Source organism: Streptomyces sp. NPDC096013 (assembly GCF_044763565.1).
Classification (GTDB): domain Bacteria; phylum Actinomycetota; class Actinomycetes; order Streptomycetales; family Streptomycetaceae; genus Streptomyces.
In genome coordinates this window covers 118,901-136,868 of the sequence record NZ_JBIWGK010000021.1, presented here as the reverse complement: position 1 = coordinate 136,868, position 17,968 = coordinate 118,901, and the positions used below count along the sequence as shown (strand labels likewise).

Sequence of the window (17,968 nt, the reverse complement as noted above, 5' to 3'; positions counted from 1 at the left end):
ACGGTGGCGGCTGCCATGAGGATGGTGTGGCGGGTGCGGATGGCGCGGTCTTGTTTGGGTTGGGGCATGGGGTGGCTTCTTTCGTGGCGGGGTTCTGTGGTGCGGGTAAAAATACCGTCCAGTTCGTATAGTCTACGGCGTTTGCTGGGGCGGGGCGGGGGGCGTGCGGTGATCGGCTGCGGGGCTGGGGGCGGGGCCGGGTTTCCGTAGCGGGTTTCAGATAGTCCCTATTTAGGGCGATTTGTGCGTGTATGTATGTGGTTGGTTTGTGTGGGGCTGGTTCTTTGGTGCGGGGGCGGCGGGGTCCGTCGGGGGTGTTCCTGTGTGTGGTCGGGGGCCGGGTTCGGTGGGTGGGTGGGCTGAGGGGGAGGGGTGTGTATGGGTGATGACCAGGTCGCGGTCAGGCTTATGGGCGGTGGGGTGTTGGTGGTGTCGTAGTGGTGGGAGGGGTTTCAGGTGACGGGTCTGGGCCGTGTGGTGGATGATCCGGCGGTGTGGGTGCCGGTCCGTCGGATGGCCGGAACGCTCGGCAGGGTGCTTGGCTGGGCTGTTCGTGGCTGACTGTGACCGGCGGCTTGAGGCTGCTCGTCGGAGGCTGTTGCCGGGGGGCTGACCGGGGGGTGTGGATTCCTTCCCTGGCCGCGGCGGATACCGTTCTGCCTTCTGCCTTCTGCCTTCTGCCCTCTGGCTGCGGCCCGGGGCGCGCGTCGGGCAGTGGGTGGTGGGGGTGGGTGGTGGGCTGGGCTGTCGGGTTTGGGTGTGGGCCCGGGTCTGTTTCAGCGGGTGGCTCAGCCGGTTTTCGCGGTGTGGTCGGTTCGTCCGGGCTGGACCGGGGGTGTTCGGGGTTGCGGAGGGTGGTCTGGAAGCGGGCGGAGCCGCAAGGCCAGTCGTATGCCGGCGTCGGGGTGGTGGATCCTCCACGGCAGGGGACCTCGGTCGTGGGTGTGGTGAGGCCGCCCGTGTAGTGGGCCTGGCGTTGGTTGGTCCGCCAGGTGGTGTCGATGGGTTTCTGGCACTGGGGGCAGCCGATTTTTTTGCAGGTTGCTCCCGTAGGCGACGGCGGTGATCACGTCGTGCCATGTCACGCGGGTCTCCGCTTTCAACGCCTGGGTGCCGTTGCGCGGGGCAAAGTCCCATGGCACCCACGGCGAAGTCATCGGGCACTTGTCGGCGTACGCGTCCTGCTCCCCAGCCGGGTACAGACGAACGTGCTCAGTTCGCCGGACGCCACAGCGCCCAGGGCACGGCACCCGGTGACCCGCGACGTTATCGATCTCGACGAGCGCCACCGGATCGACGATCTGGCCGACCGCACCCCGGCCGCCGGACAAGGTCGCCCATCGCCAAATCAGACGCCTTCGCGCAGGTACAGATCGCGCAGCAGGCCGATCTCGCCGCCGTGATGTGTGACCTCTTTCAGAGCGTGCAGCGCGAGCTTCAGGTAGGTCTCATCGGCCCAACCGCCTGGGCCCATGCCTATCGGCGCCAGGAGGCGCTTGTCGCCGAGGGCTGCGATACGGGAGATGAAGCGCTCCCAGTCCTCGGCCAGCGCCTGGACGCCCTCTTTCGCGGTGCCCGGCCACTCGTGGCGGTCGCCGAGCTCGGGTACGTCCTCGAAGAAGTGGATCACATAGCCGCGCAGGCAGAGGCTGCCGATATGCCAGATGCGCCAGGCGATCGTCGTGAAGGGATCGGGTGCCTCCGGACTCGATTCCGGAAACAGTGTGGCGACGCGGAAGACACCGTCGTCGCCGGGGCGGATGCTGATGCAGTCGCTGACCGGCTCCCAGTGGTACTCGGCGTCGGTCAGGCCCTCCAGGCGCTCGAACAGCCGGAATCGCACGTTTTCGAAGATCGCGAGAATGTCGCGCGTGACGGGTTCGGGCACGATCATGTCAGCCATGTCAGCTCCAGGGCAGGGTGGTTCCGGGGGATGGCACTGCCTAATTTCGCGGTGGTCGACCTCGTTGATGCGCAGGGTAGTCGGCGCACGTTCGAGGCCGGGTCATCCGGAGACAAGGAGCTTCCCGTAGGCGGTGGGGTCCAGTGCGCTACCTTCCGGACGCCCCGATGGCGGCACGAATCGATCTCACCAGGAGACGGATTGGGGATGTCGCGTTTCGACTCGCGGACGGCAGCCTGTTCACGGCCGTCTGGATCTGGATGCTCGCCAGCGGCCGTTGAGCATGTTCCTCAGATCAGAGCCCGGACGGCCCCGGCCCCGACCACCGAGAGGCTGGGGACGTTCGTATGTACCTACCTGGGTACGTTCGGGCGTACGCCGACAGCACTGCGCGATTCGCGACCACATGGCCCTCAGGCCCCTGCCGGCGACACACTACGTGGCACTCAGAGGCACCTTCGCTACGTCGGCAAGGATTGCCTGGTCGCCTTCGACGTTAACCTCTACTCGGTTCCGGTCCGCAAGGTCCGCCCGCGTCAGCTGGTGGAAGTCAGGGCCACGAAGTCCCAGGTCACTCTGCACTCCACTGTCCCTGACGCCAACGGCGACACCCTGATGGTTATCCACCCAAGGGCCGTCGGCCGCGGAGCCTGCGTCGTCGACGAGAAGCACTGGGACGGTCTTCCCGACGGCCGTAACCGACGGACCACGACCGGTGACATCCCTCCGCAGCCCCGTCATCAGAACGCACTTGGCGAGGAGAGGGCCGGCTCGCTGATGGTTCTCCTGAACCGGGCCGCGGCCGTCCGCGTCGAGGTCGGCCGCAGACCCCTGTCGGTCTATGACGAATTGACCGGCACCCGTCCCTTCACCGACCACCCCACGCAGAAGGAGCCCGGTTGAGCGAGCTGGTCGGCACGCGAATCCGCACCACGGCCGCCAAGCTTGGCCTGCCCCGCCTGGCCGAGAGCCTGAACGAGTACGCCGGCCGGGCAGACGAGGCCAAGATGGGCTACCTGGACTTTCTCGGCCTCGTGTTGGCCGAGGAAGTCGCCATTCGTGACGACCGGCGTTTCCGCCAGGGCCTGCGGCTGTCCAAACTGCCCCACCACAAAACGCTCGACGAGTACGACTTCTCCTTCCAGCCCGAGCTCGATCCCCGCAAGATCAAAGACCTCGCCACTCTCGCGTTTGTCGAGGCCGAGGCCAACGCGGCCCTGCTGGGACCGCCCGGGGTCGGCAAGACCCGCATCGCCGTCGCGCTCTCGGCCGTCGCCGGTCCATGAAGACGCTGCGGTGTTGCCTCGCCGCAGCGGCCGGCTGCGGTGGCTTCGGCGCTATGTCTGCGTTGGGGCGATCCCCAGTTGGCGCAGGATGGCGAGTTCGTCGGGCCTGTTCCACCGCTCGACGATGCGTGCGTCCCGGATCCTGAAGATGTTGGTTCCGTGCAGGGTCAGGGGGCGGCCTTCGGCCGGGGCCGGTACTCCGAGCAGTTCACCGCGTTGCGTCCCGCTGGCGGTGAAGTACTCGACGACCAGGTCGTCCTCGGCAATCATCAGGTGCGGCTCGCTGTGCCAGTCCGGACATGCCGCCCTAAACAGCGCGCCGGCGGAGCGGATGCCTTCACGGTCGGCAGGCGCGTTGAACGGAGGGTCGTGGTCGATGAAGTCCTCGGCGAGGTACTTGTCGACCGCGCTGAGGTCGCCCTTGGTGAAGAGCGCGTCGATGAACGCGCGCACAAGGTCTTTGTTCTTGGTGAGGGTGGTTTCCGAGGTGTTCATGGCCTCAGTCTCGCCGTCCATAACCTGGCACAAACCGGGCACTGCGCCTGTTCACCCCGCTGCATCGCGATGGCCCGCTGCCCGCTGCAGCCTGCAGTGTGAGGGACAGCCGGTTCGCAGACAGGCACTGATCTTGTCGTTTAACCAAAGGCGTTCGGCGGGGACGCGGCAACGGTGACCTGGGCGGTCCAGGACCCAGGTTCCCGTGGCGGATCCCAGGTCACGTCGACGCGCGCTTCGTGGAAGTCGTGTGCGAGTCCCACCACCATGGCGGCCGCAGCGGCTCGTGCCTCGGCCGGGCCGGCGTTGACCGGAACGTCGGTGAGGCGCCCACAGTGCATCCCGCCGTTCACGGTGAGGACACTGTGGCGCCAGCCTTCCGGCGTCGCGAACAGCACGATGCCCTGCGGCATGTCGAAGGGAGGCCGCCCCTTCTTCTCCCGCTTCCGTCTCGCCATGGAGCCATCCAACCTGGTCGGGGCTGCCGGATCTCCCTGCGCACCACCGTCGGCTCCTTATCGGCATCTTCGACCTGGGCCGCCCCTACGGGCTCGCCCTCATGGGCGGCTGCGCGGTCCAGGCGCACGGCATCGTCCGTCGCCCCGGCCAGGATCTCGACTTCGCCACCACCCACCCCACCGCGCTGGCGCAGATCGCCGGTCACCTCACGCAAGGACTGAGTGCACGCGGCTGGCAGGTGTCCGCGCTGCATGCCGCGCCTCTCACGGCACGCTTTCTGGCCGCCGGCCCCGGCAGCGGACAGTCCTGCGAAGTCGGCCTCCTTGAGGAGGTGCTCTGGCGGCCGCCGGTGGTGCTGGGGTGTGGCCCGGTCATTGCTCTGGAGGATCTTGTCGGGACCAGGGTGCGGGCGCTGGGGGACTGCGGGCTGCCTCGCGAGGTGATTGATGTGCATGCGGCGTCCGGGCGGTTCGGCAGCGGTGAGCTGGAGGCGCTGGGGGGCGCGTTGTCCTGAGGAGTTCGACGTTCAGGAACTGCACGGTCGCCTGGAATCGGTGGCATGGGTGAGCGATGCCGAGTTCGGAGCCTATGGTCTGGACTCTGCCCGTATCGCGGAGCTCCGGCACGGGGCCCGACACTGGCAGGACGACCTGGCCCGGCGTCTTGCCGAGCCGTTTGCCGACAGTGACGGCGTCGGCGGGTACTGGTCCGCGGACGGTTTTGCGGCCTGTCTTCTCGGAGAAGCTGATGATCCCCGTCTCGGCTGAGGACTCCAGGGGCACAACCGGGCGTTTCTTCCGCACCGTCAGGGCCCGGTTCCTCTCGCCGGGCTGAACAGGCTTTTCACGGCGTGGGTGGAGACGCTCTGTTGCCGGACGGCGCCGGGGGAGTGGGCGGCAGTCGACCGGACGTTACGTTGGCCGGGTTGGGTTCCCGGGGCGTTGGCGCCGTCGTCCGTGGCGGATCTGCGGGAGGCGGTGTGGCGGCCGGTGCTGTGGGCGGGTGGTGAGGTTCGCCAGGGCTGCTGCGGATTGCCTCGCGTTTCTTGGGGCCGGGATCTGCTCGCCTGTCTGTCCGCCGGCACGTCTCCCACCGGGAGCGCCTCCCGCATCGTGTGGTGCATCAACGGCAAGACGATCGGCGTGGTCACCGGCGAGGTCGGCGCGGACAGGACCGTGGTCCTGGTGGGGTGCCCAGGTGCCCAGGGTGCCTTTTCCCCTGGTGCGTCCGCGCACCGGGCGGGCTGCGGTGTGAACGGCCGGGGGCTGCCGGTTTTTCCGGCGCGCCGCCGCCGGCTCCTCGCTTCGGCCTGTTCACGCAGTCGTTCGGGGTACGGGCCGTTCCTGCCGGCGGGAACGGTCCGGTGAACTCCCGCTTCCTGTCGGTGGGTTGCGCATGTGTCGCACTGCGGTCTTGTCGCACCGGTCTCTATCCTGAGCCGCTTGAGTATCACTGGAGACAGTCCTTGGAGTCCGGTCATGAATACCGAGATGCGTACCCGTTTACGTCCCTTCTGCGTCGAGGCGCTCGCGCAGGGCATACCGGCCGGAGAGGTGGAGCGGTGGCTGTCCCTCGCCCGCCCCTGCGTGAACCTGGCACCGGTGAAGGAGGGGCCGGGGCCTGTCGTGGGCCAGTTGGGGGGCCCGCTTCTTCTCCCCGTCGGCGTCCCCACTCCCGCGTACCCCTTCGTGGCGTCCGTCGATCTTGCAGCCCTGCCGGCCGGCGCGACGGATCTGCCCCTGCCGTCCGAGGGCCACCTGCTCTTCTTCTCCTGGCCCGAGAGCCGCTACCCCCATTCCGCGGGCCGCGTGGTGTATGTACCCGCGGGCGTGGCCGTCACGGAGCGGGACAAGCAGGAGTCCTGGAACCCGGGGGACGTAGAGGAGTACCGCGCGATGTTCGCCGGCTACCCCCGGGGACCGCTGCGCGCGAGCTTCGGCGTGTCGCTCCCGTATCACGCGTGCGTCACCCTGCCGGGGGCACAGGACGCCGTCTGTATTCCGGGACACCCCCGGGCTGAGGAACTCGTCAGGGTCTGGGAGAAGACCCAGGACGACATCGCGCCTGCGGGGACGCTCCAGATCGGGGGTTACCCGGACGAGGAGGCCGTCTACCTCGATCCGGTGGAGGACGCCGTGTCAGCCGCCGTGCAGGCGGTGCAGGCGGGCATGTGGGGCGGACCGGTCTCGGCCGACCCTGCGGACTGGGTTCTGCTCGCCGACTGGTTCGCCGGCGCGGACGTGGCGGGCTGGGAAGGCTCCACCGTGCACTGGGTGATCCAGCGCGAGGACCTGGCGGCGCGACGTCTGGACCGGGCCTTCGCCGGCGTCTACTGGAACCCCTGAGGTGCGGCCGGTTTCTCCCGCGCGTTCGGCCCCGGCGGTTCGCGCTGCCCAGGACGCAGCCGCCCGGTGAACTCCCGCTCTCTGTAGGTGGGTTGCGCACGTGTCACGCCGCAGTCCTGTCGCACCGCTCCCTCCGTGAGGCCGCTTGCGTACAACCGGGGACAGTTCCTGGTCGTGTTCGTCCTGCGATGCCGCGTCCCGCTGCGGGACACGGCTGCAGGAGGCGGAGGTGGTGTGGGGGCGCCCCGGCAGGTCGTGCCGGGGCGGCTGTTGGGGTCGGTGGCTGTCGGTCAGGGGCTGTCCTCGCCGCCCCCGGTGCCGCCGTTGGCCAGCCATTGTGCGTAGGCGATCGCGGCAAGGCGGGCGGAGCGGGCGTTGTCACGTGCGGTGGCGGTCGTGGCGGCGGCGGTGCCGGCCGCCGCGGTCAGGCCCGACGCCGGTGTGTACATCGCCTCGTTGAGGACCGGCCCGCTGGGGGCCGAGGCGACGGCGAAGACGGGGTGTGCTGTTGTGCCGGAGAAGGACGTCGAGATGTAGTCGCCGACCATGGAGCCCTGCGTGGTGCTCGCCAGCCAGGAGTGGGTCATCGGGCCGGCCAGCTGGGTCGGCGCCGTCCAGGTGCTGCCGCCGTTGGCGGAGGAGACGTATCCGACGTCCAGCTGGCAGGTGGCGGCCGTGCAGTTGGCGACCGGGTGGTAGTAGTACGCCAGCGCCAGGTGCGCGGTGGTGCCCGAGGTGGCCGGGTCGACGGCGAGGCCGGGATGAAGTGGTCGACGGTGCTGGTCGTCGCGTCGATCGGGATGCGGGTCACCGGCGACCAGGTGGTGGCGTTGGTGGTCGTCGCCATCACGATGTCGTTGGCGGTGCAGGAGCCCCCGCTCGCGCGGAACCGGCAGTCCTGCCAGACGACGTACACCTTCCCGGCCGCGTCGGTCTCGGCGGAGGGCAGCGGTCCGCTGCGCAGGCTCCCGCGCACGGTGAACGTGCTGACGGTGGCGATGGTGGTGGTCGAGGTCCAGGTACTGCCGCCGTTGGTGGACCTGAAGGCGAGGACCGACGTCTCGGAGGCGTTGGAGGCCGGGACGATCACCGTGCCGTTGGGCTGGACGACCGGCTGGCCGCCGAGGCCGGTGGCGTTGTTGCCGGTGTTCTTGGAGGTGCCCCAGGTGAGCCCGCCGTCGGAGGAGGTGGTCATCTTCAGACGGTCGCCGTCGCCGTTGTTGTCGTACTCGGTGTAGCAGTTGCCGTAGAAGGCGCTGGTGGCGGTGTTGTCGCAGACGATCCAGTTCTTGTCGAGGCTGGAGCCGGTCGCGGTCACCACGGGGCTGCTCCAGGTCAGCCCGCCGTCAGTGGAGCGGCTGGTGAAGACCTCGGGGACGGTGACGGACGAGGTGATGGGGAGGGTGGAGATCAGCCAGGTGTGGTGCCTGGCGTCGTAGGCCACCGCCGGATCACTGACCCGCTGAAAGGTCCCGCCCGCCTGAGTGGTGATCCCGGGCAGGAAGCCCTTGGTCCAGGTGGCGCCGCCGTCGGTGGAGGTGGAGAAGCCGACGTTGGACGAGCCGCCGTCGTTGAAACGGCCGACCTGGAAGGCGGAGACGATCGTGGAGCCGTAGGAGAAGGTGTCGGGCTCGACCTCCGTGGCGTGCTGGCTGGTGGAGTTGGTGTAGGGATCGGTGCTGATCTGGGTGAGGGCGGGCGCGGCGCCGGCGGTGGTCGTCGACAGGGCCAGCAGGCCGGCCGCGAGGGCCGCCGTCACCAGGCCGGGTCTCGCCAGCCGGTCGAGCAGGGATGCCAGGGGCATGATCCGTTCCCTTTCGGAGAAGGGGCACGTCCGGCACCGGTGCGCCGCGAAGTGGGGTCGGGAGGATGCCTCGTACACGTCCGCACCCTGAGGGCGGGCGGAGCCCGGCCGAACCGAACGTCGTGCAGGACGTGCTGAAGGACGCCGCCACTCTGGCTACGCAATCATGGTCATGTCAACGCTGTCTGTTGCAACACCACCTGAACCGCAGGGAATTGACGCACCCTTGACCCTCGGATACCTCGACGGGCCGTGCCGTACGGCTCGGCGAGCGCGGCGTGCGGGAGCCCGGTGCGTAGGTGGACCAGGGTGACGGGCAGGCGGTCGGTGAAGAGCAGAAGAGCAGACGCAGCCGGTGAAGCATCGGCCCGAGCGTCAGGGCCTCAGTAGTCCGCCCACCCACCAGTCGTGCGGCTTGCCGTCGTTGGCGATGCCGCGGTTGCGCAGTGTCCCTTCGACGGTGAAGCCGAGTTTCTCGGCGACGGCACGCGAGCCGGTGTTCCCGGCCATGGCCCACCACTCGATGCGGTGGATGTCGAGGGTGGCCCAGCCCCAGTCGCACAGGGCCCGAGCGGCCTCCACCGAGTACCCGCGTCCGCGCTGCTCCTTGACCGCCCAGTAACCGAGCTCCCAGACGCCGCGGCTGATGAGGGTCAGGCAGTACGAGCCGACCAGGGCGCCGGTGTCCTTGCGGAATGCGCCGAGGGTGTAGTCCTTGTCCTGCGCCCAGTGGGCGGGCAGCTTCTCGCCGACGAGCTTCTCCGCGTGCGCACGCCGGTACGGCACCGGGGTGTAGAACTGGATGTCTTCGTCCTGGCAGGCTTCGTACACCGCCTCCACGTCGGCAGGTGTGAAGGCCCGCAGCAGCAGACGGTCGGTCTCGAGAGTCACTGGATCCACCGCGAGAGTATGACCACCATCAACAAGCGGCGGCCAGCGAATATCCCGACCGGGCACCGCCCTCACCACACCCCGGGCTGGTCAACGGTCGTCGCAACACCCCAGATCAGCTCCCCCAGAGACGGAGCTACACCCACCTTCAACCGCGGACCGAGCCGTTAGGGGCTCGGCATGCGTGGCCTTTGCGGCCGGGTCGTCACCAGCTTGGGCGGTGCCCCGGGATACCGGTCCGCCGTTCTCATGGCTCTGCTGCCTGCTGCCTGCTGCCTGCTGCCTGCTGCCAGGTGCCGGTGGGTCGGTGGGTCGGTGGGTCGGGCCGGGGGCCGGGCGGGGCTGGTGTGCCGGTGGGTCGGCCGGGTGGTTCGTGGCGGGGTGGTGTGGGGTGTCCGGCCTGGCGGGATGCCCGTGTGCCTGTGTGCCCGTGTGCCCGTGTGTCTGCGTGCTGGGGCTGGTGGGTCGGCTGGGTGGTGCCGTGTGGGCCGGGGCCTGGGGTGGGGTTTGGGGGGTGTGGGTTTCGGGGTCCGGGTGGTGGTGGGGGCTGGGGGCTGGGGTTGTGGGTGGCGGGGGTGTGGGGTGGTGGGGGTGTGGGGGTGGGTTAGGGGGTGGTGGTGATGGTGGAGGTGAAGACGGGGTGGTTGTTTTGGTGGCAGGTGATGTGGGTGGTGTGGTGGCTGGGGGTGGTGGGGGTGGTGGTGTGGGTTTGGAGGTGGCAGGGGGTGTCGAGTTCGGCGTAGTTGGTGAAGGTGGTGGTGAGGGTGAGGGGGAGGGTGGGGTGGCCGAGGTGGGCGGTGGTGGCTTGGCGGGCGGCTTCGAGGAGGGCCATGCCGGGGATGTGGTCGACGGGGTGGTCGAAGAGGACGGGGTGGCGGGTGTCGGTGCGGAGTTGCCAGGTGTGGGGGTGGGGGGTGGGGGTGAGGACGACGTCGGTGGGGGAGGTGCGGCCGACGGTCTGGGGTGCGGTGGGTGCGGTGAGGGGGAGGGGGGTGGTGTGGGTGTGGTGGCCGCGCAGGCGTTGGTAGACGGTGGGGGGTATGCAGGTGTAGGAGACGTCGGCGCGGGCGAGGGTGTGGCCGTCGCGGCGCAGGGTGCTGGTGTAGCGCAGGGAGGCGGCGCGGCCGCGGCGGCGGGTGATGTCGTAGCAGGTGGTGTCGATGGTGAGGGCGGCGGGGGCGGCGCCGACGTGGAGGTGGGCGGGGTCGACGGCGAGGGTGAGGTCGTGCATGACGAAGCTGTGGCCGAAGGGGACGCCGTATTCGGTGTGGGCGAGCAGGAGTCCGATCTGGCGGACGGTTTCGGCGGCGATGAGGGGGTCGTGGCGGCCGTTGAGGGGGGTGAAGAAGGAGTGGCTGCGGGGCCACTGGGCGCTGACGGTGAAGCGGTCCTCGCCGGTGCGCTGCCAGTCGGTGAGCAGGACCTCGGCGACGGAGGCGCGGTGGACGAACTCCTTGGGGACGGTCCGGGTCAGGGAGAGGTGGGCGTAGGCGTCCCGGTGCGCTGAGACCCCGGCCCCGCCCGCGGCGCCACCGGCACCTGCACCTGCACGTGCGGTGGTGGGTGCGGTGCGGGGCGCGGGCAGCGGGGTGGGGGCGGCCGGAGTGCCGGCGGCCGGGGCGGGTGCGGTGGTGAGGGCCGGGCGTTGGGCGTGGAACGTGTGGGTGGACATGGTTCCCCCTGGGGCCGGGATCGGGACGGAACAGGCCGGAACGGACCGGAACAGGCCGGAGCGGACCGGAACGGATTGTGGTGGGGTGCTTCCGCGTCCCCGGCTCCCTGCCGCCCTGCCGGACCGGGGCGGGGCGGGGGAGCGGTGCGGGGTGCGGGGTGGTGCGGCGGGACAGGCCGTGCGTGCGTGCGTGTGTGCGCTGCCGTGGCGTGTCGTGCGGTGCCGTGCCGTGCGCGTCGTGCGCGTCGTGCGCGTCGTGCGGGTCGCGCCGGGCGTGCGGCGGCGTGGTGCCGTGCGGGTGGTGCGGGGTGCGCGTGCGGGCGGTGCCGTGCCGTGCGGTGCGGTGGTGTGGTGTCCCGGACCAGAAGATACATACCAAACGGTTTTCTTTCTAGGGGTATCGGAGCTTCCGGGGGGACGGGATGCGGAAGAACCCGCTCCGTGCCGGATGGCCAAAACCGTGTCCGCGGCCCGGTGGCGCCGCCCCGGGCGGAGTCCTGGCGTATGCGGCGGCACCGGCCGGGCGGGGGGTCCGGGGGGCGGGGTGCGGGTCCGGCCGGTGCGGCCGGGCCGGGGGGCTGCGGGGGGTGGCGGGGGGTGGTTCTCGAGCGGGGTCTCAGTGGTCCTCCAGGGTGCTGGTGCAGGGTGGCCGCACGTCGGTGAGAAGGGGGTGCGGGCCGGGTGAGCAGCGCGGAGAGTGTGTTCCGGGTGGAGCGCGGGCGGGCGAGTAGGGAGGAGCTGGCGGCGGTGTGCGCGGTGCTGTGCGCGGTGCTGGCCGCCCGCGGGCGGGAGCCCGGTGAGGGGGCCGGCGAGGGGGCGGAGCCGGGGGAGGTGTGGAGCCCGGAACGGACGGCGGTGTCCTACCGGCCTCCCCGTGCCTGGCGGTGACGGTCCTGCGGACCGTACGGATGTGGCCGGTTCGGCCGGTACGTCTGTGACCCGCTTATGTAAACCACTCGTGCGGTTTGTTGTTACGCGGTGGAGTGGGACAGTCCGGGACGGGCTGGGGCGGGCGTCGCCGGGCTGTGCCGTGGGGGAGGGGCTGTGTGGAGGGGATTTTCGCTGCCGGCCCCGAGGGCGTCGAGTGCCCCGAGGGTCCTGGGGCCGCCCGGTGCGGGCGTCCGGGCCGGCGAAGTCCCGGGACGGGGCCGGCGGCTTCGGGGGCCGGTGTGCGGGCGGTGTGTTCCGGGTGGGGCGCGGCCGGGCGGGCAGGAGCCCCGGGCGCGGGAGCGCGCCGGGCCGGAGCACGGACGGCTCCCGCGCCCGCGGTGCGGTGCGGTGTGGTGTGGTGTGGTCTTTGGGGTGTGGGCGGGCGGGCAGGCCGGTGCTCCTGTGGCTTCCTGGGGTGCGGAGCCCGGGTGCGGGTGTGGTGCGTGGCCCCGGTGGCGGGTTTGCGGCCGTGCGGCGGGGCGGCGTCCGGTAGGGAGACGGGCGTGTGCGGCAGGGTGCGGGTGTGTGCGGCACGGATGCGGGCGGGCCGGGTGGGGTGCGGGGCTCAGGTGGGGTGCCGGGTGGATGTGGGGCGTGCGGCGGGGCCTGGAGGCTGTGGTCCGGTTGGTGCGGCGGTGGGTTTCGCCGGCCAGGGGTGTGCCGTGCCGTCGTAGCGCCGCGTGTCGGTCTCGATGCCACCGGCATTTTCCCGCGCCCCCGGGAAGACTGGCCGCCCCTTTTTCCGCCCCGGCCCCGTCCGGCCCCGGCCCAGGCCCTTCCCCCGGCTCCCGGCCCCTGGCCGGGACGGCAGGCCTGCTTCCGGTGGCCGCCGCCCCCGTGCGTCCTGCCTCCGGCCGCTCCGGGGGTGTCCGTCCGCCGGTCGGGGCCCGCGGTGCGGCGAAGGCCGGGACCGGCGGACGGACACCTGCTGCTTCAGGCCCCGCGTCCGATGCCCCGCACCCGGACGCCTGCGCCGCGCCCCCGCCTTCCGGTCCGGACACCCCTCGCCCGGCCCCTCCGGCCCCTCCGCCCCTCCGGTTCTGCACCCCGCATCCCGGGGCGCCCCGTCCTCGGGCCGTCCTGCCCTGCCCCTCCCGTAGTGCGTACGGGAGGGTTCCCCCTGGCCCGCTTCCGCTCGCACCTGTCCGGCCGGGAGGACGCCCTCCTGCGTCGCGGTGACAACCCTGCCGGCAGGGCCGTCACGGCCCGGCCGGCAGGACGGCCGTAGCGGGGTGGCCGGTCCGGGCAGGGCGGCCGGGCGGGAGCCTGCCGGACCGGCCGGCCCGGGCGGGGTGGGCGGGGCGGGCTCGGCGGGGTTGGCTGGATCTGTGTGCTCGTGGCGGCGGGATGTTCACCGGGAGATTGACAAACCGTCCGTGCTGTTTTTTTATCGAGGGGTTCCGGTGCCGTGTCGGCCCGGGTGTCGGGCGGTCCGGTGTGCGGGCCGCTGCTGTCGTGGCGGCCGTGTGGGGGAGTTGGGTGTGGAGATCGAAGTGCTGGGCTGGCTGGCGGTGCGGGTGAACGGTGTGTCGGTGGTGCCGACGGCTCCCAAGCCGCGGCGGGTGCTGGGGCTGCTGGCCCTGCACGCCGATCGGGTGGTGCCGGTGTCCGCGCTGGCCGAGGAGTTGTGGGGGGCGCTGCCGCCGCGCAGTGCGCGGACCACTCTGCAGACCTACGTCCTGCAGCTGCGCGAGCTGATCGGCACGGCCCTGGCCGCGCCCGGCCCGCGGCCCGCCCACGCCGACGGCGACGACGGAAGCCCAGGCGCAGGCGGAGGCGTAGGTGGGGATGATGCCGGTGCTGGCCACGGTGGCGGGCGGTTGGGGGCGAAGGATGTGCTGGCCACGGTGGCGGGGGGTTATCTGCTGCGGACGGGGGGCGGCACGGTCGACCACCGGGAGTTCGAGCGGCGGGCGGGGGGCGGTTACCGGGCGATGGACGCGCAGGACTACGCGGGGGCGGCCCGCCGGCTGGCCGGTGCGCTGTGCCTGTGGAGCGGGCCGGCGCTGAGCGGGGTGCAGGCCGGCAGTCAGATCGAGGTGGAGACGCGCAGGCTGGAGGAGGCGCGGCTGTGCGCGCTGGCCCAGCGCATCGACGCCGACCTGCACCTGGGCCGCCACCGTGAGCTGCTGCCGGAACTGACGGTGCTGGTCAACCGGCACCGGATGCACGAGAGCCTGCACGGCCAGTTCATGGTCGCGCTGCACCGTGCGGGCCGGCGCGGTGAGGCGCTGGACGTCTACCAGCGGCTGCGCACCACCCTCGTCACCGAACTGGGCCTGGAGCCCTCGGCCCCGCTGGGCCGCCTGCAGCGCTCCATCCTCACCGCCCGCCCCGACGGCACCCCCCTGCCCGCCCCCGCCCCCGTCACGCCCCCGCACCTCACCACCCGCCCCGCCTGACCTGCCCGACACGGCCGGCCGGTGGTAGGGCGGCCCCGTACGCCGCAGCGCTGCGCGGTCTTTTCCCGGCCGGGTGTGTGGGCTGTTGTCCGTGCCGCCCGCGGAGGGCTTTGCCCGTCGGAGCGGGAGCCGCCCGTCTGGGCGTGCTCTCCCACTCACGCTGTCGTTCGCGGGCGGACCGCAGGGGGAGTAGGCGCGGCGCACGGTCGGACAAGTGGCACAGCCATCGCGTCGGCCCCGGTCAGCCGGCGCTGCCGCTTCTTGATGATCTGCGGCTCGAACGTGCCCGACACGTCACGCGCAACCTTGGTCTCCACCGGTCCGGCATCGGTCGGCACAGTCTTGGCCACCCGGCCTCCATGACGGGAGTTGCCACTGCCCCGGCCGGCTGTTTCGTGCTTCTCGTAGCCGAGGTGATCCGTGATCTCACCGTCACGGGCGTACTCCAGGGCCCGTCTGGTCGGCTGCTGCAGCACTCCGCCCTGCCCGGTCAGCTGCCCTCCCTCCGGCCGGGCCCGCTCCACCAGTCATGGCCGCCAACGGCTCGTCCGGCACGGGCACGGCGGCCCGGACAAGTCCTTCCCGGCAGGCTCCACGGTTGTCAACTGCGCGGCGGTGTCCGTCACTTGACATCTCTCGCGTGATCGTCGAATCCGCCGTCGGATTTACCTCTCCGCAAGGCACGGCCACCGACAAGTGATCGACGGTATAGGGCGGGTAGGGCAGTTCACCCGCGCGTGCCGTGCCCCGGACTGGGTGCCGGCGAGGCGGCTCCGTCCGCGGGGCGGGCGCGAGGGCGCGGAACGGGGGCCGTCCGGCAGCGGGGGCATCGCCGCGATACCGTCGGGTGGGTGGTCGGCGGGAGGCCTGACGCCTGTCCGTGCGACCGCGCGGACTCTACTGCCTGAGGTCGATCATGCGGACCGGCTGCCCCGTCGTGCGGGCAAGGGTTTCGAAGTCGCGGTCGAAGTGGAGCAGGGTGAGGCCTGCTTCTTCCGCGGCGGCGGCCACCAGGAGATCGACGGGGCCCGCACTGCGGTGTTCCCCTTTGGCGGTCAGCTGTTCCTGGACGATGCGGGAGCGGCGGTAGATGCCGTCCGGCATGGGGCACCACGCGTAGTGGGCGTCGAGTGCGGCCTTCAGCCGCGCGCGGTCGGCGGCCGAGCGGGCGGAGTAGAGGACCTCGAGTTCCGTGATGTCGCAGATCGCGACGAGGCCGGCGCCGATCCTGTCGTCCCACTCAGCCGTGGTCTGGCGGAGCAGGACGCGGGCGAGGGCGGAGGTGTCGATGAGATAGTCGGCGACGGTCACGGCCGGTACCGGGTCTTTTCCAGGAGGATGCCGATGTCCAGGGCTCCGTCGGCCGTCAGCTGCCGGGCGTCTTCGAGTGCGCGCAGGCGCCGGTAGCGGGCGGTGACCTCGCGCAGGGCGGTGTTGATGGTGTCGCGCTTGGTGGTGGTGCCGAGTTCCTTGGCGGCTTCTTCCAGTGCCTCGTCGTCGAGGTCGATCACAGTGCGGCTCAAGAGGGCCTCCTCATGCATGCTACGGCGTATATCAATATACATGATCGACTGTATATTGGTGGGATCGCTCACCCGTGGGTGGTCTGTTTCTCAGATCTGTGGTCTTGCGGCGAGCGCATCGGAAAAAGGGGTGTGGGGCTTTCAACTGTTGCGTAATTCATCAGTGAATCTCAGCTTTTCTGGTCTGTTATTTTGATCGTGTGAAGCTTTCCGAGTGGGCGTCGCGCAATGGCGTGCACTACCAGACCGCGTGGACGTGGGCGAAGGAGGGCCGTATGCCGGTCCCCGTGCGCCAGACGCCGTCCGGTACATGGCTGGTCGACGAGCCCGCTTCGGAGACGTCCGGCCGGGTGGTGGTGTACTGCCGGGTCTCGTCGGCGGACCAGAAGCCGGATCTTGAGCGTCAGGTGGCCCGCGTGGTGCAGGCGGCCACGGGTCTGGGCCTGCCGGTTGCGGAGGTCGTGACCGAGGTCGGTTCGGGGCTGAACGGCAGGCGCCGCAAGCTGCACCGCGTGCTGTCCGACCCGCAGGCGACGGTGATCGTGGTCGAGCACCGTGACCGGCTGGCCCGGTTCGGCGTGGAGCATCTCGAAGCCGTCCTGTCGGCGTCCGGGCGGCGCCTGGTTGTCCTCGATCCCACCGAGACCGCCGATGACCTGGTGCGCGACATCACCGAGGTATTGACCTCGATGTGCGCCCGCTTGTACGGGCGGCGGGCGGCGAAGAACCGGGCCGTCCGCGCGGTGGCCGTGGCGACCGCCGAGGCTGCCGAGTGAAGAAGTTCCAGGCGCAGCCCGGGTTCGTGGTGCAGGCGTTCCGGTTCGCTCTGGACCCGAACGCCGCCCAGGAGGCCGCGCTGCGTTCGCACTGCGGCGCGGCGCGTGCCGCCTACAACTGGGCGGTCGGCTGGGTGACCGCGTCGTGGTGGCAGCGCAAGGCCGAAGCGGCGTACGGCATCGCGGAGGCCGGGCTGACGCGGTGGCGGCCGTGGTCGCTGCCCGCGCTGCGGAAGGCGTTCAACGAGGCCAAGCACACCGACCCCAGGTTCGCCGCCTGGTGGGAGGACAACTCCAAGGAGGCGTACTCCACTGGCCTTGCGAACGCCGCCGCCGCGTTCGACAACTACACGAAGTCCAAGCAGGGCAAGCGGCGTGGCCGGAAGACGGGCGCGCCGCGTTTCAAGTCGAAGCGGAAGGCACGCCTGTCCTGCCGGTTCACCACCGGCACGATCCGCGTCGACACCGACGGCCGGCACGTCACGCTGCCCCGCCTCGGCACGATCCGCAGCCACGAGCCCACGGTGAAGTTCCTCGACCGAGTCCACGCCGGCACGGCCCGGATCCTGTCCGCGACCGTGCGGCACGAACGCGGACGCTGGTTCGTCTCGTTCCAGGCCGAGGTCAAGCGCGACCTCGAACACGTGGCGCGGCCGGACGTGGCGGTCGGGATCGACCTCGGGGTGAAGAGCCTCGCGGTCATGGCCGACAGCACCGGCGAGATCAGGCAGATCCCCAACCCGGGCCACTACGACGCCGCGCGCAAGCAGCTGCGCCGCGCCTCCCGGGTCGTGTCCCGCCGCCAGGGCCCCGACCGGCGCACCGGACAGAAGCCGTCCCGCCGGTGGGAGAAGGCCAACGCCCAGCGGAACAAGGTCCACCACCGGGTGGCGAACCTCCGCGAAGACGCCCTGCACAAGCTCACCACCGCCGTGGCCGCCGAATACGGCACCGTCGTGGCCGAAGACCTCAACGTCGCCGGCATGCTCCGCAACCGGCGCCTCGCGCGCAGGATCGCCGACGCCGGATTCGGCGAGATCCGCCGCCACCTCGACTACAAGACCCGCCGGCGCCACGCCACCCGCCTCGTGGTCGCCGACCGCTGGTACCCCTCCTCCAAGACCTGCTCCGGGTGCGGCACAGTGAAAGCCAAGCTGCCACTGCACGTCCGGACCTACCACTGCGACGCCTGCGGTCTGGTCATCGACCGGGACGACAACGCCGCACTCAACCTCGCCGCCCTCGCGACAGCCTGCGTGACTGGTACCGGAGTGGCCGGAGACCAGGACACCACCGAGGTGGTGTCGAAGCCTCGTGGAGCCGACCACAAGACCCGCGCCACCCGCCCCCGCCGCACGGCGGAAGCGGGGCGGGCAGGTGGCGCAACCCTGCCGCACCAGCGGCAGACAGAAACGAGAGACCGTCCCCAAACCGAAGCCCTCACGCTCTGGTGACGAGACGGACCTTCCGGGCCGCAATGCC

15 protein-coding genes and 3 pseudogenes are annotated in these 17,968 nt (G+C 70.9%); 8 read left to right on the top strand and 10 right to left on the bottom strand.

Translation table 11 applies throughout. From position 1 onward, the window contains the following. Window positions 1-1,348: 1,348 nt before the first annotated feature. The gene (locus ACIRB1_RS42065) at window positions 1,349-1,903 is read right to left on the bottom strand and encodes a DinB family protein (RefSeq protein ID WP_403469296.1); all 555 of its coding nucleotides are present in this window, start codon (window positions 1,901-1,903) and stop codon (window positions 1,349-1,351) included. Between the two features lie 391 nt (window positions 1,904-2,294). On the opposite strand from ACIRB1_RS42065, the pseudogene ACIRB1_RS42060 reads away from it, so the two are divergent. Next, window positions 2,295-2,806 (top strand): annotated as a pseudogene (locus ACIRB1_RS42060) (Mu transposase domain-containing protein); the annotation flags it as partial. Next, window positions 2,803-3,180 (top strand): annotated as a pseudogene (locus ACIRB1_RS42055) (ATP-binding protein); the annotation flags it as partial. The pseudogenes ACIRB1_RS42060 and ACIRB1_RS42055, both read left to right, overlap by 4 nt. 60 nt (window positions 3,181-3,240) lie before the next feature. Here ACIRB1_RS42055 and ACIRB1_RS42050 read toward each other — a convergent pair. Both ACIRB1_RS42050 and ACIRB1_RS42045 read right to left on the bottom strand, forming a co-directional pair. After that, window positions 3,241-3,684, bottom strand: a complete 444-nt coding sequence (locus ACIRB1_RS42050; protein ID WP_403469295.1) for an ester cyclase — start codon at window positions 3,682-3,684, stop codon at window positions 3,241-3,243. A 140-nt stretch (window positions 3,685-3,824) separates the two neighbouring features. Further along, on the bottom strand, window positions 3,825-4,142 hold the full coding sequence (locus tag ACIRB1_RS42045; protein ID WP_403469294.1) for a hypothetical protein: 318 nt from the start codon (window positions 4,140-4,142) through the stop codon (window positions 3,825-3,827). Between the two features lie 101 nt (window positions 4,143-4,243). Here ACIRB1_RS42045 and ACIRB1_RS42040 point away from each other — a divergent pair, with 101 nt between their 5' ends. Next, window positions 4,244-4,657, top strand: coding sequence for a hypothetical protein (locus ACIRB1_RS42040; RefSeq protein ID WP_403469293.1), 414 nt, complete (start codon window positions 4,244-4,246; stop codon window positions 4,655-4,657). A gap of 964 nt (window positions 4,658-5,621) precedes the next feature. Further along, the gene (locus ACIRB1_RS42035) at window positions 5,622-6,488 is read left to right on the top strand and encodes a DUF1963 domain-containing protein (RefSeq protein ID WP_403469291.1); all 867 of its coding nucleotides are present in this window, start codon (window positions 5,622-5,624) and stop codon (window positions 6,486-6,488) included. 290 nt (window positions 6,489-6,778) lie between these two features. Here the strand turns inward: ACIRB1_RS42035 and ACIRB1_RS42030 are convergent, their stop codons facing one another. The 4 genes from ACIRB1_RS42030 to ACIRB1_RS42015 all read right to left on the bottom strand — a co-directional run bounded on the left by ACIRB1_RS42030 (window position 6,779) and on the right by ACIRB1_RS42015 (window position 10,855). Then, window positions 6,779-7,075, bottom strand: coding sequence for a hypothetical protein (locus ACIRB1_RS42030; protein WP_403469290.1), 297 nt, complete (start codon window positions 7,073-7,075; stop codon window positions 6,779-6,781). After that, entirely contained in the window at window positions 7,072-8,292 is a 1,221-nt protein-coding gene (locus ACIRB1_RS42025) for a hypothetical protein (protein ID WP_403469289.1), read from the bottom strand. The genes ACIRB1_RS42030 and ACIRB1_RS42025 overlap by 4 nt, the downstream gene beginning before the upstream one ends. 375 nt (window positions 8,293-8,667) lie before the next feature. Further along, a complete protein-coding gene (locus ACIRB1_RS42020) occupies window positions 8,668-9,192 on the bottom strand; it encodes a GNAT family N-acetyltransferase (RefSeq protein WP_403469288.1) in 525 nt (174 codons plus the stop codon). A 595-nt stretch (window positions 9,193-9,787) separates the two neighbouring features. Continuing rightward, on the bottom strand, window positions 9,788-10,855 hold the full coding sequence (locus ACIRB1_RS42015; RefSeq protein WP_403469287.1) for a ScbA/BarX family gamma-butyrolactone biosynthesis protein: 1,068 nt from the start codon (window positions 10,853-10,855) through the stop codon (window positions 9,788-9,790). 681 nt (window positions 10,856-11,536) lie between these two features. Here ACIRB1_RS42015 and ACIRB1_RS42010 point away from each other — a divergent pair. Together ACIRB1_RS42010 and ACIRB1_RS42005 are read left to right on the top strand one after the other, a co-directional pair. Further along, on the top strand, window positions 11,537-11,743 hold the full coding sequence (locus ACIRB1_RS42010) for an acyl-CoA carboxylase epsilon subunit (RefSeq protein ID WP_403469286.1): 207 nt from the start codon (window positions 11,537-11,539) through the stop codon (window positions 11,741-11,743). A gap of 1,523 nt (window positions 11,744-13,266) precedes the next feature. Next, entirely contained in the window at window positions 13,267-14,187 is a 921-nt protein-coding gene (locus ACIRB1_RS42005; protein WP_403469285.1) for a BTAD domain-containing putative transcriptional regulator, read from the top strand. A 212-nt stretch (window positions 14,188-14,399) separates the two neighbouring features. Here the strand turns inward: ACIRB1_RS42005 and ACIRB1_RS42000 are convergent. From ACIRB1_RS42000 to ACIRB1_RS41990, 3 genes and pseudogenes are all read right to left on the bottom strand, one after another. Next, a pseudogene (locus tag ACIRB1_RS42000) lies at window positions 14,400-14,718 on the bottom strand (transposase); the annotation flags it as partial. A 366-nt stretch (window positions 14,719-15,084) separates the two neighbouring features. Next, on the bottom strand, window positions 15,085-15,498 hold the full coding sequence (locus ACIRB1_RS41995) for a PIN domain nuclease (RefSeq protein WP_403469284.1): 414 nt from the start codon (window positions 15,496-15,498) through the stop codon (window positions 15,085-15,087). After that, window positions 15,495-15,710, bottom strand: a complete 216-nt coding sequence (locus ACIRB1_RS41990; RefSeq protein WP_403469283.1) for a type II toxin-antitoxin system VapB family antitoxin — start codon at window positions 15,708-15,710, stop codon at window positions 15,495-15,497. The genes ACIRB1_RS41995 and ACIRB1_RS41990 overlap by 4 nt, the downstream gene beginning before the upstream one ends. A 200-nt stretch (window positions 15,711-15,910) precedes the next feature. Between ACIRB1_RS41990 and ACIRB1_RS41985 the strand changes: the two genes are divergently transcribed. Together ACIRB1_RS41985 and tnpB are read left to right on the top strand one after the other, a co-directional pair. Continuing rightward, window positions 15,911-16,486: an IS607 family transposase gene (locus tag ACIRB1_RS41985; RefSeq protein WP_403469282.1), complete on the top strand. Its 576-nt coding sequence runs from the start codon at window positions 15,911-15,913 to the stop codon at window positions 16,484-16,486. Then, window positions 16,483-17,940, top strand: a complete 1,458-nt coding sequence (gene tnpB, locus ACIRB1_RS41980) for an IS607 family element RNA-guided endonuclease TnpB (RefSeq protein ID WP_403469281.1) — start codon at window positions 16,483-16,485, stop codon at window positions 17,938-17,940. Before ACIRB1_RS41985 ends, tnpB begins: the two co-directional genes overlap by 4 nt. Window positions 17,941-17,968: the final 28 nt, after the last annotated feature.

Excerpts from the sequence above, each read along its gene's own strand:
- ACIRB1_RS42045 (WP_403469294.1), bottom strand. The coding sequence starts at position 4,142 with ATGGCGAGACGGAAGCGGGAGAAGAAGGGGCGGCCTCCCTTCGACATG.
- ACIRB1_RS42065 (WP_403469296.1), bottom strand. The coding sequence starts at position 1,903 with ATGGCTGACATGATCGTGCCCGAACCCGTCACGCGCGACATTCTCGCG.
- ACIRB1_RS42015 (WP_403469287.1), bottom strand. The coding sequence starts at position 10,855 with ATGTCCACCCACACGTTCCACGCCCAACGCCCGGCCCTCACCACCGCA.
- ACIRB1_RS42035 (WP_403469291.1), top strand. The coding sequence starts at position 5,622 with ATGAATACCGAGATGCGTACCCGTTTACGTCCCTTCTGCGTCGAGGCG.
- ACIRB1_RS42040 (WP_403469293.1), top strand. The coding sequence starts at position 4,244 with ATGGGCGGCTGCGCGGTCCAGGCGCACGGCATCGTCCGTCGCCCCGGC.
- ACIRB1_RS42025 (WP_403469289.1), bottom strand. The coding sequence starts at position 8,292 with ATGCCCCTGGCATCCCTGCTCGACCGGCTGGCGAGACCCGGCCTGGTG.
- ACIRB1_RS42030 (WP_403469290.1), bottom strand. The coding sequence starts at position 7,075 with ATGACCCACTCCTGGCTGGCGAGCACCACGCAGGGCTCCATGGTCGGC.
- ACIRB1_RS42050 (WP_403469295.1), bottom strand. The coding sequence starts at position 3,684 with ATGAACACCTCGGAAACCACCCTCACCAAGAACAAAGACCTTGTGCGC.